The following is a 16,676-nucleotide window of genomic DNA, read 5'->3' as shown; positions in this document are numbered from 1 at the left end:
TTGGTTTCCTTTGGCTTCAATCTGAGGATTGGATGGAACGGCGGCGGAAATATTCGGCAATCAACAGCAGCAGAACCGAGGACAGCAAAAGCAGCGACCCCAGCGCCAGTGTATTAGGCAGCTTTGCCGGAAAGCGGATCTGGCTCCAGATATAGACCGGCAATGTCGGGCTGTTGCCGGACAGGAAGAAGGCCAGAACAAACTCGTCGAATGACACCGTGAACGTGACCAAAAGACTGGCGATGATGCCCGGTGCAACGATTGGCAGAGTGACACGCCAAAAGGTTCCCACAACGCTTTCGCCCAGATCAAACGCGGCCTCTTCCAACGACTGGTCGAAATCGTCAAAGGCCGATTTCATGATCGACACGGCAAAGGGCAAGGCCACAAAGACATGGCCAAGGATCACTGTCGTCAGCGATGGCTTCAGCCCGACGCTGATGAACAGCACCAGCATGGAACTGGCGACAATGATACCGGGAACGACCAGCGGAAGCATGACCAGACCTTCGGAGAATTCCCGCCCTCTGAAACGGTACCGAACATAGGCGCGCGCGGCGAACAGACCCAGAGACGTCGCCATCAAGGCAGTCACACTGCCGACGATTAACGAGTTCACCATGGCTTGAAGCAGCGTGTCTTGCTGACCCAGTTGCGCGTACCACTTCAACGTGAACCCCTTGAGCGGGAAGGCCACGATGGTTCCATCATTGAACGAAAACAGCGGCAAAAGCAGAACCGGCAGGTAGAGAAACACCAGGTAGGCGATCGCGTAAACAAGCAACCATGGGATACGAATGGCCTTGGTCATCTGATCCTCCGCCCCAGAGCGGTGACGACCATCACGAACAGGATCGCGACGCAGCCGACCGAAAGCATGGCAAGCAGAGACAGGGTTGCACCCAAGGGCCAGTTGTTGGCAGCGCCAAACTGAACCTGGATTAAATTGGCCACCATTTTCCCCTGCGATCCACCGACCAGGGCCGGCGTGACGTAGTCGCCCACCGTGGGGATGAAGATGATCAAGCAGGCGGCGATGATCCCCGGCACCGTCAGGGGCAAAGTCACGCGCACAAACCGTTCCAGCTTGCTGCACCCAAGGTCGGTTGCGGCCTCTAACAGGCTGCGGTCGATCTTTTGTAGCGACACATAAATCGGCAGGATCGCAAACGGCGCCCAGGCATGTGCAAGTGTAAGGACAACGGCAAATTCATTGTAGAGCAGGAAGGTCAGTGGTTCCTGTATCAGCCCCAGCGAAATAAGGGCCGAATTCATCACCCCATTAAAGCCTAGGATCAGTTTCCAACTGAACACCCGCAGCAGGTAGCTGCTCCAGAAGGGAATGGTGATCAGCAATAGCCAGAGGGTCTTTTTCTGCGTCCGAAATGCGATGAAGTAAGCAATCGGATAGGCCAGACCGACTGTCGCCAGCGTCACCGCCCCCGCTATCGCAACCGATCGGATCATAAGATGCCGGACCAACGGATCGGTGAACGCCTCTTGGTAATTCGCCCATGTCAGCGTGCGGTCAATCTCGACATAGGTCTGGGTCCAAAAGCTGTAGGCGACAAGAATGCAAAGGGGCACGGCCACAAGCAGACCGACATAGAGCGTCGCAGGCGCACTCAGTGCCAGGCCCTTGCCCGTTTCACTTCTAATGACTCCAGCCATGCTTCCCTGCTGAACTTTGCTTTCGGTGGCGCGACAATATCGATCACAAAATGGACAATCGTCCATTTAAATCTGGAATTTTAGGGCTAGCTGTGTCAACTGATATTTTCACAACGGGAGCTGGCCAATTTCCCATAGGCCATTAGTAGAACCCGCAAGAGGCTGAAAACAAACAGAACCACCTGATCAAATGACTGGAAGACGACAAGAAATTCGAGAACGAAACCGCCTATCACTGATCGAGGCGGTACTCGACTCGGTCGCAGAAAAGGGGATTTCCGAGACGTCGGTCAGCGAAATCATTCAACGCGCCGATTTATCCCGTGGCATGATTCACCTTCATTTCGGGGGTAAGGACAACCTTGTCGACGAAGCAGCGCGCTATTCTTCCGAGCAATATTACAACGGCATCTATGCCATGCTGGAAACGACCGGACAGACAGGCCAGGAACATATTGAGATGATTGTTCGGGGTGACTTGAGCGAAGCCATTCTCAATAAGAAAAACGTCGCAATTTGGTACGCGTTTCGAGGTGAGGCCAGGAACAGAGCGGCAATCGCTGCGTTTTCAGATACCCGCGATGCTAAGCTTCGTAATTTGGTTTTCAATTCTTTCGCCCGCATAGCGAAAGAGGCCGAAATCGAACACCCAAATCAAGTTGCGCGCGACGCCACCCACGGCACGCTCGCCATGTTGGAAGGCATGTGGACTGACTACCTGCTTCACCCGGATTCATTTGATCGCGACGAAGCAATGCGAATTGTCTTTCGGTTCCTGAGGGCAATGTTCCCCAAACATTTCGACCTTAGTGGCGCCCGGTTATATCACTGAAGCTTGCGACACAGTGCCTGTCTGGCCACTTTAGCTTGGGATGCCCGACAAGGTTTGCGCTTTCCTTGTTGTGTTGCAGTCGCAAGACTGACTGAACGCGCCAGGTTTCCATACATAAGATTGCCTACAGCAATAAGCGTCCTACGGTGGTTCGTCCCTGCCCTCATCAGGATTCAGTCGGCGCATAGCTTCCGTCTTTGCGATGCACTTCGCGCCCGCTGAGCGGCGGATTGAAGACGCAGACAAGCCGCAAATCAGCGTCTGTGGCGCGAACGATGTGCCGGTCATGTTGATCCAATGCATAGAGAGTAAATGGCTCAAGGGAATGCCAAGTTTCATCACCCGACGCCCTGATCTGACCCTTACCTTCAATACAATAACACGCCTCTAGATGATGGGTGTATTCAAGCTCAAGCATTTCACCCTTTTTGATGATCGTATCCGTAAGCGAAAACCCCATGCCATCAGACGCCAGCAACAGTCGTCTGCTATTCCAGCCCGGACCGGAAACATCCCGATCTGTACCTAGGATTTCTTTGAGTGCCCTAACAATCATATTTCTGCCTCGTTGCTACCGAACCGCGCGGTTCATCCCGCCGTCGGACAATATACTCTGACCGTTAATATACCGGGCTCCTTCGCTGGCAAGAAAGACACAAGCCTGTCCAATTTCTTCAAATGTTGCTGGCCGCTGAGCGGGGATTTCGCGGCGGGCCCGTTCGGACAGGTTTACGTTCTCGCAGAAGCCGGGCAGCAGGTTATTCATGCGAATATTGTAACGTGCATAGCGATCCCCATAGAGCTTTGAGAAACTGTGCAAAGCGCCGCGCAGCATGCTCATGGGATAGGGCGCACGTGGTTCGATTGTGTTCATGGACGAAATATTTACGAAAGCGCCCCCGCCTTGTTCAATCAAGATGGGCGTAACGATACGAGCAATCTTGACGACGTTTAGCACATACATGTCCAGACTTTCGTGCCACAACTCATCGCTCAGCTCCAAAAGCGGTCCGTCAAAGTCGGGGTCGAATCCCACTGTCTTAATGGCTTCGGGCACCGTTCCGCCGTGACCCATGTTGCTGACGATTGCATCAATCCGCCCAAATTTGCTCATGGTGTCGTCGATCATTGCTTGCAGATCATCGACATCCAATACAGAGCCGCGTCGGCCAATACCCCCAAGCTCCTCGGCCAGTTCGATCGAGCGATTGGACGGGGACATCAGCGAGACCTTGTAGCCTGCTTTTGCCATTTCGACCGCACAGCCCCGGCCAATGCCTTGTCCTGTACCTGTCATCAGCGCGACTTTGGATTCGGGCATGGGAATTCCCTTCTTTAGGCAAGCAAAGTGTGAGATTTTTTGTGTTTAGATCAGTCTAACTTCTTACAATTAAGCGCACCTATCGAATTTTTGGCACGTTACTGTTAGATTTTCTCACATGATGGAAAATCTCAGACACCTTCGTGCCCTTCAGGCGTTTGACGAAACTGCAACACATTCCAGCCTGACCAAGGCAGCGGGTGTGCTGAACGTCACCCACGGAGCGATCAGCCGACAAATAAAGTTGCTGGAACTGCACCTTGGGGTGACACTCTTTCATCGCCGCCCCAACGGCGTTGAATTGACCAAAGCCGGCGAACGCCTGCACCAATCAACACGCGGGGCATTTTCTGCATTGCAGTTGGGCGTGATGGAGGTGAAGCGATTACATCACCGCCAGTCGATTACAGTGTCTTTATCCACATCATTGGCGCTCAAATGGCTTGTGCCGTTACTAAGTTCGTTTCAACAAGAACATCCGGGTATCGCGCTATTGCTGGACACAAATGATGCCTTTGCCGATTTCGATACGTCCGAGGTTGATGTAGCCCTGCGATTTGGAGAACCGGGTTGGGACGGACTTTATCACGAGCAAATAAGACAGGAGGAGCTGGTCGTCGTGGCCGCGCCATCGCTTGTCGAGAATACACAACTGCCAATGCGTGCCGCTGACATCGCCGATCTTCCATTGTTGCACGATGCCTTCAACGTCGGCTGGGAAAGCTGGGCCGCGCAAGTTGGTCTGAACGCGGATCAGATCAACTCGCAGAGCATCAAATACGTGGATAGCGCTGTGCTTTTGGAGGCCGCGATTGACGGACAGGGCGTGGCCTTGGCAAGACACCTCTTGGCGGCGCGAGACTTGGGATTTGGTCGTCTGATCCGTCTGGACGAAAGCCATGTTCCGCTGGATCGTGGGCTCTACTTTGTCTGTCGACCCAGCGATCAGGATCGTGTTTCAGTGAGAATTTTCAAGAAATGGCTCATGTCGAATTGTCGTGCGGATTTCATCAAAGCCCCTTAGACTGATACGGCCTGCAACACCTGATCACGTGAAAGGTTATCTCTTGTGCCTTTGATCATGACTTCGCCACGTCGTAACACGACAAGCCTGTCAGCAAGGTCATAGGCAAAGTCGAAATACTGCTCGACCAGAACAATTGCCATTCCACTTGTCGTTCTGAGGTGCCGGATCACTTCGCCAATCTGTTGGATGATGTTCGGTTGAATGCCTTCGGTTGGCTCGTCAAGCAGCAACAGGTTCGGCTTTGTGATCAGTGCCCGCGCGATGGCCAGCTGTTGCTGCTGGCCGCCGGAAAGGTCACCGCCGAGCCGGTTCTGCATCTGTTTGAGGACCGGGAACAGGTCGAATATCTCATCCGGGACGAAATGCTCACTGACAGGCAGGCAAGAGAACCCCGTTTCCAGATTCTCGCGAACTGTCAGCAAAGGGAATATCTCGCGCCCTTGCGGGACATAGGCCACACCTTTCCAGGCCATCCGATGCGCAGGTAAGACACCCAATTGTTCCCCGTTAAGCTCCAATTTTCCACCGGAACGCGGATGCGTGCCCGAGATTGCCTTCATCAGGCTGGTTTTCCCGACACCGTTGGTTCCCATGACGCAGGTCACTTCACCTTGCCTGGCTTCCATGGAAATCCCGTTAAGGATTTGTGAGTGCCCATAGTGCAAAGTCAGATCGGTCAGCTTCAGCATTGTTTAGCGCCCCAGATAGACATCGATGACGTCCTGATTAGATGTCACGTGATCAAGACTGCCCTCGGCCAAAACTGATCCTTCGTGCAAAACCGTGACCTTGCAGTTCAGGCGCCGCACAAATTCCATGTCATGCTCAACAACCACAACAGCGCGGGTTTTTGCAGCCTGAACAAGCAAGTCTGTGGTGTGTTCACGCTCTTGCGGCGTCATGCCTGCGGCGGGTTCGTCAACCAAGAGCAGGCGTGGGTCTTGCGCAAGCAGCATGCCAATTTCCAACCACTGTTTCTGCCCGTGGCTCAACTCACCGGATTTGCGGCTTAGTTCCTCATGTAGACCAATTTCGGTGGCCAGATCTTTGACTTTCTGCAGATCATATGTCGAAGGGTGATAAAGCAGCACACCCAGCCAACCACGTTTGTTTTTAAGTGCCATCAGCAGGTTTTCCTGTACGGTCTGATCTTCGAAGACGGTTGGTTTCTGAAACTTCCGCCCGATCCCTGCCTGCGCGATTTTTGCCTCGGTCATGTCCAACAAAGAAATGGACTTCTTTCCCCAGATAACCCGCCCCTCATCAGGTCGTGTCTTACCTGTGATGATGTCCATGAACGTGGTCTTGCCTGCACCGTTAGGGCCGATTACAGCGCGCAATTCGGCATCACCAATTTGGAACGACAAGTTATTGATCGCGCGGAAACCGTCAAAAGTGACCGAGACGCCGCTCACCTCTAGCAGAGTACTCATTCAATGGCCTCCTTTTCACGCAACGCACCGTCATCGGGGCCCAGGTTGGCACCGTGGCGATCCGGGTGTCCCCGGTCGCTCCATAAGTCGAATAATCCGCCTATACCTTGCGGAGCGAACAGAGTGACCAGCACGAACGAGGCGCCCAGCAGCACCTGCCACCAGTCGACCCATTTGATGGTGTAGAAACCCAACGGAATGTTGGGCGCTTGCCCGCCGGTGAACCAGGTGCTGAGCAGGCTTACAAACGCCGCACCGATCACGGCACCATAGAGACGCCCGCGCCCACCGATGGCGACCCAGACGGCCAGATAGATAGACGCGATGGGGGCCATCTCCTCGGGGTTGATGATGCCTGCCTGTGGGTAATAAAGCGCACCCGCGATGGCGGCTATGCAGGCGGTAAGAGTAAAGACGGTCAGCTTGTAAACCTCGACCGAATATCCAAGAAACCGCACCCGCGCCTCGTTATCGCGGATCCCGCGGATGACCGAGCCAAACTTACCCGAAACGATCCACGCCGCCAGCATGTAACCCAGTCCCAGCGCCAATGCCGAAGCCCAGAGGAACCAGATCGACACCACGTCCTGCGAGGTGGTCACGCCGGGCAAGTTCTGCAAGCCCGACAGCCCATTGTTGCCACGCAAACCGCTGTCGTTTTGGAACAGATACAGCGCCAAGGCCAATGTCATCGCCTGAGTCAGGATCGACAGGTACACACCAGTAACGCGACTGCGGAAAGCCAACCAGCCAAAAATCAGCGCCAGCAGACCGGGCACCAGCACGATCAGCGCCAACTGCAAAACCAAACTGTGCGAAAATGCCCAGATCAGCGGGAATTCCGATGATCCGACGACGCCGAAAATCTGCGTCCCGATGGCGTCCACGACCTCGGACGGTGTTGGCGGGATGTCGGCCTGCGACAACGACTCGACCACGATCAGGCGGGTGCGTTCGTACATCAGCCACATGCCGATCATGTAGCCGCCCAGCCCGAAGAAGGCGAAGTGGCCCAGCGACAGGATACCGGTGAATCCCCAGACCAGATCCATCGCCACTGCGATCAGGCACAGGCATAGGGTCTTGCCCAATGTCTTGACGAAACTGGTTGAGATTACTCCGATCCCGAACCCTTCGGACAGGATTGTCACGCCCAATGTGAACAATGACAGGATGGCCAGAAAGACCAGCACGGACGGGTTCTTGGCGACGAAGCTGCGTTCCATGTCTCAATCCCCCGCCGCGCGACCTTTGAGGGCGATGATGCCCCTTGGTCGGAACTGGATGAAAACAATGATGAAGACGATCATGTAGGTTTGTGCCGCAAGGGTGTTCGAGGGGTTCATCCACTCGATCCCTTTTTGCAGGAAGCCGATCATCCCCGCCCCGGCCAGTGCCCCCCAGATGTTGCCGACGCCGCCTACGACCACGGTCATGAAGCTTTGAACGATATAGTCGCTGCCCAGATCCGACGTGACCTTGGCAAAAAGGCCAATGGCGACCCCTGCAATCCCGGCGATGCCGGAACCCAAGCCAAAAGTCAGCATATTCACCCGCCCGGGATTGATACCCATTGATCCAGCCATGCGTGGGTTCTGCGTAACCGCGCGCATCTCAAGCCCCAGCCGTGTGCGTTTCATGATGTACAGGAACAGCCCCAGAAAGATCAAAGCCAGCACGAAGATCGCGATGCGGATATAGCTGATCGAAACCACATCATTCAGCACCCACGCCCCATCCAGCCAACCCGGCGCTGTCAGTGGACGGGCTTGCGTGCCAAAAATGTTCTTGGCCAGTTGTTGCAGGGCAATTGAGATGCCGAATGTCGCAAGAAGCGTCTCGAGCGGGCGGGCATAAAGCCAGCGGATCACCAACCGCTCCATCGCGACACCCATGGCGAAGGTGACGGCAAAGGCCATCGGGATCGCGACGATAATCGACAGAGTGTGGTCGGGGATGAATTGCTGAACGACATAGCCCGTATAGGCGCCCATCATGATGAATTCGCCATGGGCCATATTGATCACGCCCATCACCCCAAAAGTGATGGCCAAACCGATGGCCGCCAGAAAATAGATTGATGCCAGTGAGATCGCGTCCAGCGACAGGTCGAGTGTCTGGTTCAACCCGACCTTGAATTCAATATGATCCAAAGCCTTCTCGGCAGCGGCAGTTACCGCAGGCGAGGCCTCGCGATAGGTTTCAAAGAAAACATGTTTGCCCAGCGCGTCATCGATATCCGCCTCTGTTACCGACGTGGAAACCGCCCCCGTTTCAGCCAAGGCGGCATATGCTTGAGTGCGAGCGGTTTCGTTGTTCAATTGTGCAACCGGGACGCCACCGACGCGACCTCGGTCGATATTCGCTGACAAAGCAGTGCGGATGTCGTCCTGAGACACACGCGGAGCTGCAAGGTTGCTGGCGACCAGCAAGTCATATGCTTCGTCCCGCGACAAGGCCTCTGATCCGGGTTCTAGAAGGACAGCGATATTCTCATCCGTCGGCAGATTCGGCGCGACCATTCGTGTGGTCACCACCAAAGGGCTCAGCGCCGCGCGCACGTCGACACCCAAGTCGTTTGACATTTCCTCAACCGCAGCCACGCGAGCCGCGGTGTCTGCGTCGTACCCAATGGTCAGCAATCGTTCGAGCCGCTGTTTCTGCGCCTTCAAATCTGCATCCGTTTCATCCTCGATCGAGGCGCGCAAAGGTTCAAGCAGAGCGCCTTCGGGGTCACGTTGAATAGATTGCAGAGCGGCCAGGCGCCTTTTTCGATCCTGATCGGTCAGTTGGTACTGCACCAGAGCGGTCCCGATCATGGCGCGGACGCCGCTGTTGGGTTTCAATTGTTTCAGATCGGATTTCTCGTAGGTGCCGATTACCTCGCCTGTGTCGAAATCGGTCAGCTCGTATGACCGCCCTTCAACCTTTTTTCCCGCAAAGAACAAACCATCGGATTTGCGCATCCACATGTCCTTGGCGGCCCATGTTTCAAGCATCACCTGCGCTTGTGGTAACCCACTGGCCGTAATCGCATCAATCGCCGGTTTGATCGTCTTGCGCGAGCTTTTGACGATGATCTCCTGATGGTTTTGCAAAATCGGCTCCAGGCCAGCCTCTTGCGCGTTGGCGGGCAGGCAGGCGAATAGAATTGCGAGGCCCGCAAGGAATAGTCGAAACATGTGGTGAAACCCGTGTGTCTTGGCGGCAAGGCGGGCGATTACGCCCGCCTTGCTTGCAGATTAGTAGTTCGACAGGGTCTGAACGCACGTCTTGGTTTCGGTGTTGTACATGCCGCAACCAAGATCTTTCCAATCCGATTTCAGGACTGCCGATTCCGGCAGGTAATCGGTCCAGGCGTCGCCTGGCACAACATCTGTCTCGCTAATGATGTCGAACTGGCCGTCTTCCTGAATCTCGCCAATCAGAACCGGCTTGGCGAGGTGGTGGTTCGGCAGCATGACAGCAGTACCACCGGTCAAGTTCGGGAATTCCTGCCCGTACATCGCGGCGCGCACAGCGTCGACTTCGGTTGAACCGGCCGCGGTCGCGGCGTTCACCCACATGTTAAAGCCGATGTAATGCGCCTCCATCGGATCGTTCGTCACGCGCCCGTCACCCATGGTGGCTTTCCAGGTGTCAACGAATTCGGCGTTCTCATCGGTATCGGCCGACTGAAAGTAGTTCCAAGCCGCTAGATGGCCGACAAGGTTGGCGGTATCGAGACCCGACAATTCCTCTTCCCCGACCGAGAAGGCCACAACCGGGATGTCATCCGCCGATACGCCGGACGCGGCCAGTTCCTTGTAAAAGCCGATATTTGCATCACCATTGATGGTCGAGATCACGCCAACCTTCTTCCCTTCTGCGCCCAGCGCAACCACGTCAGCCACGATCTTGGACCAGTCGGAATGGCCGAAGGGCGTGTAGTTGACGAAGATATCGTCATCCGCGATGCCCTTCTGCTTCAGATAGCTTTCCAAAATATTGTTCGTGGTTCTGGGATAGACATAATCGGTGCCCAGCAACGCAAACTTCTCGACCCCCAGTTCATCCAGGAAATAGTCGGTCGCAGGGATTGCCTGTTGGTTTGGCGCGGCGCCGGTATAGAACACGTTTTTCGAGCTTTCTTCGCCCTCGTACTGAACCGGGTAAAACAAAAGACCGTTGAGTTCTTCGATCACCGGCAGAACCGACTTGCGACTGACCGATGTCCAGTTGCCAAAGATCACATCCACCTCGTGAACAGTCAGCAACTCACGTGCTTTTTCCGCGAACAAGGGCCAGTCCGATGCGGGGTCCACGACGACCGCTTCAAGTTGTTTACCCAACAGACCGCCCTTGGCGTTTTGCTGATCGATCAGCATGAGCATGGTGTCTTTCAGCGTCGTTTCCGAGATTGCCATCGTGCCCGAAAGCGAATGCAGCACTCCGACCTTGATTGTATCTTCGGCCGACAATGCAGCAGTAGCCATGGCCGCAAAGACAACCGATCCGGCGAGCGTGGATTTGAGCGATTTCATGTAACCCTCCTGGCGGGGCCGGGAGAGAGGGCTTGCGCAAAGGCACGTTTCTCTTCTACCTGATCCCCGCAACTGTTGTTGCGTTTACGTGTGGCGGTTGTGTTCGAGGTCCAATTCGCGCAACCGTCACACACCCCCGAGTCATCTCCGCGGTGGCACCTATACGGTTTCTGCATTGCAGCAAGATTGGCAACTTACCTCTAACCCAATTTGCGAAATCAGCCAGAAGCGCCCAATTTTTCATCCAAGACTAAGGTCACTGTCTAAAAATTAGACGCACGATATGGAAACAAGCAGTTTCCGACACTACAAGTTAGTGTTCTGACCCTTCAACAGAGAAACAAGAGGCACCAAACCACGCGCTAAAGGTGCCTTATTACCCAAGTTTCAGCCATATTACCCACGCTCAGTGCGGTGCCGCCGCGTGCTGCTGGCACCGTCAGTTTGAGCACCAAGAAATTGGGCGACAGAACGGTTCTGGACAAGTTTCGCCACTCGGGGTCCTTTAAGTGCCTGTTTCCCAGAACCACGACGCCTGATCTTGATGCCGTTTTGTTGAACACAGCAGGTGGCGTGACCGGAGGCGACACATTCCGGTTTTCCGGCAAGGCAGCGGAAGGCACGGCGCTGACATTGACAACACAAGCCTGCGAACGCGCTTACAAGGCTCAGCCCGAAGAATGCGGCCAGATCACCAACCGTCTGACAGTCGAGACAGGCGCCCGGCTGAAATGGTTGCCGCAAGAAACCATTCTGTTCAATGGCTGCACTTTGGACCGACGCCTCAGGATCGACCTGTGCCCGGATGCCGAGACGCTGATGGTAGAGCCGCTGGTCTTTGGGCGCGCGGCCATGGGCGAAACACTGACCGATATCCGCCTAAGTGATCGGATCGAGATACGGCGCGAAGGGGTGCCGGTGTTTCTGGATGCAATCCGGTTCTCTGGCGATTGGCACGCGCATATGTCCAAGCCGCATATCGCAAATGGCGCAGGGGCGATGGCGCTGATCGTCTTTGCCTCAAGGTCCGCCGCAGGTCAGTTGGACCCTGTTCGCGAAATGCTGCCCGAAACCGCCGGTGCAACCCTTATCCGGGACGACCTGCTGGTTATCCGTGTTCTGGCCAAAAGCAGCTTTGCCCTTCGCCGCGCATTGATGCCGCTTTTGCGCAGACTGAACAAAGACACGTTACCCCGATGCTGGATGCTCTGACATGAACCTGACCCCTCGTGAAAAAGACAAGCTGCTGGTCGCCATGGCAGCCGAGGTCGCCCGAAAACGGTTGGCCCGCGGCGTCAAGCTGAACCACCCCGAGGCTATCGCCCTGATCACCGATGCCGTGGTCGAGGGCGCGCGCGATGGTCGTTCGGTCGCCGATATGATGCAAGCCGGGGCCGAAGTGATCACCCGAGGCCAATGCATGGAAGGCGTGCCCGAGATGATCCACGAGGTACAGGTCGAAGCCACCTTCCCGGATGGCACCAAGCTTGTAACAGTCCACAACCCCATTCGCTAATTACCAAAGGAGATACAAATGAACCGCATGCTCTTTCCCGCTCTTATTCTGGCTGGTCCGGCCATGGCCCATACGGACACTCATGTTCATGCCCACGGCAGCGATTACGCCGCATTGGCAGCTGGGCTGGCCTTGATCGCCGTCATCGCCATCACCGTGATCTTGAAGCTGCTGAAATGATCCCAGGTGAGATCATACCTGCCGAAGGGTCACTGACGCTCAACGCCGGTCGCAGCAGCCGTCTTGTTGTTGTCGCCAATACTGGTGATCGACCAGTTCAGGTCGGTAGCCACTACCACTTTGCCGAAGCAAACTCTGCCTTGGATTTCGACCGCTACGCGGCCTTAGGGATGCGGTTGGACATCCCAGCAGGCACCGCTGTGCGATTTGAGCCGGGTCAAATTCGCGAAGTTATGTTGGTGCCATTTGAGGGGCGCCGGCACATCTACGGTTTCAATATGCACATCATGGGGGCTTTGAAAGATGCCGGGCAAGATCAGCCGGAGTGACTATGCCTCTATGTTCGGCCCAACGGTCGGCGACAAAGTACGATTGGCGGATACCGATCTGATCATAGAGGTTGAAAAAGATCTGATTGTGGAACGCGCAACAGCTGCACGGTTCAGCGAAACCGGGCACCGCGAAGATGTGTATGGAGAAGAGGTCAAGTTCGGCGGTGGCAAAGTCATTCGCGACGGGATGGGCCAATCTCAGGCCACACGCGCCGAGGGGGCCGTTGACACGGTCATCACCAACGCGCTGATCGTTGATCATTCCGGAATTTACAAAGCGGATGTGGGGCTGACGGACGGGCGTATCGCCAAGATCGGCAAAGCCGGAAACCCGGATACGCAGCCTGGCGTGGACATTATCATTGGCCCTGGAACCGAGGCAATTGCAGGCGAGGGCCGCATCCTGACGGCGGGCGGGTTCGACAGCCATATCCACTTTATCTGCCCACAACAGATCGAAGACGCCTTGCATTCTGGCCTGACGACAATGCTTGGCGGTGGTACCGGCCCGGCACATGGTACTTTGGCGACTACTTGCACCCCCGGCCCTTGGCATATCGGTCGGATGTTGCAAGCTGCGGATGCCTTTCCGATGAACCTTGCCTTTGCGGGCAAGGGCAATGCCTCACTACCCTCGGCGCTGGAGGAACAGGTCAAGGCCGGGGCCTGCGCGCTGAAACTGCACGAGGATTGGGGAACGACCCCTGCCGCCATCGACTGCTGCCTGTCAGTGGCCGATGCGATGGATGTTCAGGTGATGATCCACACCGATACGCTGAACGAATCCGGATTTGTCGAGAATACCGTGGCTGCCATGAAAGGTCGCACCATCCACGCCTTCCACACCGAAGGCGCAGGTGGTGGTCACGCCCCAGATATCATCAAAATCTGCGGTGAGAACCATGTTCTGCCGTCCTCGACCAACCCGACGCGACCGTTCACCGTGAATACGGTCGAAGAGCATCTGGATATGCTGATGGTCTGCCATCACCTCGACAAATCGATCCCCGAGGACGTGGCCTTTGCCGAAAGCCGCATCCGGCGCGAGACCATTGCCGCCGAAGATATCCTGCACGACATGGGGGCGTTCAGCATCATCGCCTCCGACAGTCAGGCCATGGGCCGTGTGGGCGAGGTGCTGATCCGTACATGGCAAACGGCTGATAAGATGAAGAAACAACGGGGCCGGCTGCCCGAGGAAACCGGGGACAACGACAACCTGCGCGTCCGCCGGTACATCGCGAAATACACCATCAACCCGGCTATCGCCCATGGGCTCAGCCATCAGATCGGCAGTATCGAAGAAGGCAAACGCGCTGACCTGGTGCTGTGGAACCCGGCGTTTTTCGGCGTGAAACCCGAAATGGTTCTGCTGGGCGGCACGATTGCCTGCGCGCAGATGGGCGATCCCAATGCCTCAATCCCGACACCGCAGCCGGTCTATAGCCGTCCGATGTTCGGGGCCTATGGCCGCTCGGTCGAGCATTCGGCGATCACATTTGTTTCTGAGGCCGCACAGACCGACGGGATTGGTGATTCACTGGGCTTGGCGAAGCAAACTGTCGCCGTGTACAACACGCGGAATATCGGCAAACGCGATCTGTTGCTGAACAACGCAACACCCCAGATCGATGTCGACCCGGAAACCTACGAGGTCCGCGCGGATGGTGAATTGCTAACCTGTCAGCCAGCCGAAGTTCTACCGATGGCACAGCGATACTTCATGTTCTGATTAAAAATTACGCTGCAATGCAGCAAGCGCATCCCGGGCATGACCAATTGCCCACTACTAAGCGAGTGCAATATGACAGATATTATCACGCAAGGGAGGACCAACGTCTCGCAAGCATACGAGGGTCCCAATGGCACACACAGAAAATCAACCGCATTCCGGTTTTTCCGTATTCGGTCTGTTCTCGACGATTGGTTCGTCGATCTATTCGGCTCTTGCTCGATTGGCCGAAGCACGATCGCGCAGCGATCAAATCCAGTTCCTGCAATCGCTGAGCGACGAAGAACTGCGCAAACGCGGCCTGTCCCGCGACCGTATCGTACAACACGTTTTCGCGGGTTCTATCTGGTAACAGCTGCCCGTTCCACAGAGGGGGCGTTGGCATGACCATCCTCCTTTGTACAGCACGGCAATATTCTGATCATTTACTCGGCGAGCCTGCGGACGCCCTGTCACTGACCTATGATGACCGTTTTTTGCGCCGCAAGGTTCTGACCTGCGAAAGTGGCGAACAGATTCTTGTCGATCTGGTGCAAACGACGTCGTTGAACCACGGCGGCGCTTTGGTTCTGGATGACGGCCGCGAAGTAGAAATACAAGCTGCACCCGAAGCGTTGCTGGAAATAACAGCCCCGGACCTGACGCGCGTCGCTTGGCATATCGGCAACCGCCACACGCCTTGTCAGATCGAAAAGGATCATCTGCTGATCCAAGTCGATCACGTCATCCAAGACATGCTTTTGAAAATCGGGGCTTCGGTGCGGGAAGTGCATGAACCGTTCACCCCCGAAGGCGGGGCCTATGGCCATGGCAGGACTCATGGCCACGCCCACTGACGCCGATATCCTGACGTTGGCGCAATGGTTGTCCCCGGCATATCCAGTGGGAGGCTTTGCCTATTCTCACGGGCTAGAGACCGCAATTGACGAAGGGACCGTCACCGATTCACGAGACACCCAAGCCTGGATCTCAGATGTGCTGGAACATGGTTCTGGTTGGAACGACGCTCTGTTCGTTGTTTCGGCATACAACGCGCAGGATAAAGATGAACTTATCGGCGTCGACGTTACTGCACGGGCCTTTTGCGCGTCATCCGAAAGAAAAATGGAAACCGAGTTGCTTGGACAGGCATTCGGGACAGTGACTGGAAATGTCTGGGATTTAGACCTTCGAAAGTACTCCTATCCCGTCTCACTAGGCCACGCCGCGCGTTTGCAAGGCCTTCCCCTGTTGCTGACGACAAAGATGTTTCTGCAAGCCTTTGCAAGCAACCTGGCCTCTTGCGCAACACGCCTTGTGCCGTTGGGCCAGACCGCGTCTCAGAAAGTGATCCGAGAATTGACACCGCTATGCGCCCGTATTGCCGAAACGGCGCAAAAGGCCAGCCTGGATGATTTGAACTCGACCGCGTTCCTGACAGACATCGCGTCGATGAAACACGAAACACAGTATTCAAGGATGTTCCGAACATGAGCAGTATGAACGGCCCCCTTCGCGTTGGCATCGGTGGTCCGGTGGGCGCCGGAAAGACCACTTTGACCGCAGCGTTATCCGAAGCCCTGCGCGATGTCTGCTCAGTGGGCGTTATCACCAATGACATTTACACGCAGGAGGATGCCGAAGCGCTGATGCGCATGCAGATCCTGCCGCAGGACAGGATCATTGGCGTGGAAACCGGTGGGTGCCCACACACAGCGATCCGCGAGGACGCCTCGATTAACTTGGCTGCAGTCGCTGAAATGCAAGACCGCCATCCCGATCTTGATGTGGTTCTGATCGAAAGCGGCGGGGACAATTTGTCGGCTACGTTCAGTCCGGAACTCGCAGACCTTACAATCTATGTTATCGACGTCGCCGCCGGAGAGGAAATTCCACGCAAAGGTGGACCGGCGATTACGAAATCGGACATTCTTGTCATCAACAAAACCGACTTGGCGCCGCATGTTGGTGCTTCGTTAGAAGTTATGGAACGTGATGCGCAAAGAATGCGCAAAGGACGGCCGTTTTTGTTCTCGTCCCTTCGTCGCAGAAAAGGGGTCGACGCAATTGTAGACCTGCTTGTGAAAGGCGGAGGTCTAAGGATTTCGCAAGCGCGTTAGGTCGCCAGCA

At 55.6% G+C, this 16,676-nt stretch carries 20 protein-coding genes; 11 read left to right on the top strand and 9 right to left on the bottom strand.

Annotated elements, in window-relative coordinates:
- Window positions 1-16 precede the first annotated feature (16 nt).
- Together AB1A64_RS03390 and AB1A64_RS03385 are read right to left on the bottom strand one after the other, a co-directional pair.
- Complete coding sequence (locus AB1A64_RS03390; protein ID WP_366550112.1) at window positions 17-811, bottom strand: ABC transporter permease; 795 nt, start codon at window positions 809-811, stop codon at window positions 17-19.
- Window positions 808-1,671: an ABC transporter permease gene (locus AB1A64_RS03385; protein WP_366550111.1), complete on the bottom strand. Its 864-nt coding sequence runs from the start codon at window positions 1,669-1,671 to the stop codon at window positions 808-810. The genes AB1A64_RS03390 and AB1A64_RS03385 overlap by 4 nt, the downstream gene beginning before the upstream one ends.
- Window positions 1,672-1,861: 190 nt before the next feature.
- Between AB1A64_RS03385 and AB1A64_RS03380 the strand changes: the two genes are divergently transcribed.
- A complete protein-coding gene (locus AB1A64_RS03380; protein ID WP_366550110.1) occupies window positions 1,862-2,503 on the top strand; it encodes a TetR family transcriptional regulator C-terminal domain-containing protein in 642 nt (213 codons plus the stop codon).
- Between the two features lie 166 nt (window positions 2,504-2,669).
- Here AB1A64_RS03380 and AB1A64_RS03375 read toward each other — a convergent pair whose 3' ends face one another.
- Both AB1A64_RS03375 and AB1A64_RS03370 read right to left on the bottom strand, forming a co-directional pair.
- Window positions 2,670-3,059, bottom strand: a complete 390-nt coding sequence (locus tag AB1A64_RS03375) for an ectoine synthase (RefSeq protein ID WP_366550109.1) — start codon at window positions 3,057-3,059, stop codon at window positions 2,670-2,672.
- A 15-nt stretch (window positions 3,060-3,074) separates the two neighbouring features.
- Complete coding sequence (locus AB1A64_RS03370; protein WP_366550108.1) at window positions 3,075-3,824, bottom strand: SDR family oxidoreductase; 750 nt, start codon at window positions 3,822-3,824, stop codon at window positions 3,075-3,077.
- A gap of 118 nt (window positions 3,825-3,942) precedes the next feature.
- On the opposite strand from AB1A64_RS03370, the gene AB1A64_RS03365 reads away from it, so the two are divergent.
- Complete coding sequence (locus AB1A64_RS03365; RefSeq protein WP_366550107.1) at window positions 3,943-4,848, top strand: LysR substrate-binding domain-containing protein; 906 nt, start codon at window positions 3,943-3,945, stop codon at window positions 4,846-4,848.
- Here the strand turns inward: AB1A64_RS03365 and urtE are convergent.
- From urtE to urtA, 5 genes are read right to left on the bottom strand one after another with little or no spacing between them, the layout of a single operon-like run.
- Window positions 4,845-5,540, bottom strand: a complete 696-nt coding sequence (gene urtE, locus AB1A64_RS03360; RefSeq protein WP_366550106.1) for an urea ABC transporter ATP-binding subunit UrtE — start codon at window positions 5,538-5,540, stop codon at window positions 4,845-4,847. The genes AB1A64_RS03365 and urtE overlap by 4 nt on opposite strands.
- Window positions 5,541-5,543: 3 nt before the next feature.
- Entirely contained in the window at window positions 5,544-6,284 is a 741-nt protein-coding gene (gene urtD / locus AB1A64_RS03355; protein WP_366550105.1) for an urea ABC transporter ATP-binding protein UrtD, read from the bottom strand.
- Window positions 6,281-7,510 (bottom strand): urea ABC transporter permease subunit UrtC, encoded by a 1,230-nt coding sequence (urtC, locus tag AB1A64_RS03350; protein WP_366550104.1) that lies wholly within the window; start codon window positions 7,508-7,510, stop codon window positions 6,281-6,283. The genes urtD and urtC overlap by 4 nt, the downstream gene beginning before the upstream one ends.
- Window positions 7,511-7,513: 3 nt before the next feature.
- Window positions 7,514-9,466 (bottom strand): urea ABC transporter permease subunit UrtB, encoded by a 1,953-nt coding sequence (gene urtB / locus AB1A64_RS03345; protein WP_366550103.1) that lies wholly within the window; start codon window positions 9,464-9,466, stop codon window positions 7,514-7,516.
- Between the two features lie 60 nt (window positions 9,467-9,526).
- Complete coding sequence (urtA, locus tag AB1A64_RS03340; RefSeq protein ID WP_366550102.1) at window positions 9,527-10,807, bottom strand: urea ABC transporter substrate-binding protein; 1,281 nt, start codon at window positions 10,805-10,807, stop codon at window positions 9,527-9,529.
- Between the two features lie 444 nt (window positions 10,808-11,251).
- On the opposite strand from urtA, the gene AB1A64_RS03335 reads away from it, so the two are divergent.
- From AB1A64_RS03335 to ureG, 9 genes are all read left to right on the top strand, one after another.
- Window positions 11,252-12,019, top strand: a complete 768-nt coding sequence (locus tag AB1A64_RS03335) for an urease accessory protein UreD (RefSeq protein ID WP_366550101.1) — start codon at window positions 11,252-11,254, stop codon at window positions 12,017-12,019.
- A gap of 1 nt (window position 12,020) precedes the next feature.
- Window positions 12,021-12,323 (top strand): urease subunit gamma, encoded by a 303-nt coding sequence (locus tag AB1A64_RS03330; protein WP_170350819.1) that lies wholly within the window; start codon window positions 12,021-12,023, stop codon window positions 12,321-12,323.
- A gap of 18 nt (window positions 12,324-12,341) precedes the next feature.
- On the top strand, window positions 12,342-12,503 hold the full coding sequence (locus tag AB1A64_RS03325; RefSeq protein WP_366550100.1) for a hypothetical protein: 162 nt from the start codon (window positions 12,342-12,344) through the stop codon (window positions 12,501-12,503).
- Window positions 12,500-12,832 (top strand): urease subunit beta, encoded by a 333-nt coding sequence (locus tag AB1A64_RS03320; protein ID WP_366550099.1) that lies wholly within the window; start codon window positions 12,500-12,502, stop codon window positions 12,830-12,832. Before AB1A64_RS03325 ends, AB1A64_RS03320 begins: the two co-directional genes overlap by 4 nt.
- Window positions 12,807-14,567, top strand: a complete 1,761-nt coding sequence (gene ureC / locus AB1A64_RS03315; RefSeq protein WP_366550098.1) for an urease subunit alpha — start codon at window positions 12,807-12,809, stop codon at window positions 14,565-14,567. The genes AB1A64_RS03320 and ureC overlap by 26 nt, the downstream gene beginning before the upstream one ends.
- 130 nt (window positions 14,568-14,697) lie before the next feature.
- Complete coding sequence (locus tag AB1A64_RS03310) at window positions 14,698-14,919, top strand: DUF1127 domain-containing protein (RefSeq protein ID WP_366550097.1); 222 nt, start codon at window positions 14,698-14,700, stop codon at window positions 14,917-14,919.
- A gap of 31 nt (window positions 14,920-14,950) precedes the next feature.
- Window positions 14,951-15,403, top strand: coding sequence for an urease accessory protein UreE (locus AB1A64_RS03305; protein ID WP_366550096.1), 453 nt, complete (start codon window positions 14,951-14,953; stop codon window positions 15,401-15,403).
- The gene (locus AB1A64_RS03300; RefSeq protein ID WP_366550095.1) at window positions 15,375-16,040 is read left to right on the top strand and encodes an urease accessory protein UreF; all 666 of its coding nucleotides are present in this window, start codon (window positions 15,375-15,377) and stop codon (window positions 16,038-16,040) included. The genes AB1A64_RS03305 and AB1A64_RS03300 overlap by 29 nt, the downstream gene beginning before the upstream one ends.
- Entirely contained in the window at window positions 16,037-16,666 is a 630-nt protein-coding gene (gene ureG, locus AB1A64_RS03295) for an urease accessory protein UreG (RefSeq protein WP_170350812.1), read from the top strand. Before AB1A64_RS03300 ends, ureG begins: the two co-directional genes overlap by 4 nt.
- The last annotated feature ends 10 nt before the right edge of the window (window positions 16,667-16,676 follow it).

The sequence above is a fragment of the Ruegeria sp. ANG10 genome, assembly GCF_040705255.1.
In the GTDB taxonomy this organism is placed as follows: Bacteria; Pseudomonadota; Alphaproteobacteria; order Rhodobacterales; family Rhodobacteraceae; genus Ruegeria.
This window is presented reverse-complemented; position numbering and strand designations above follow the sequence as displayed.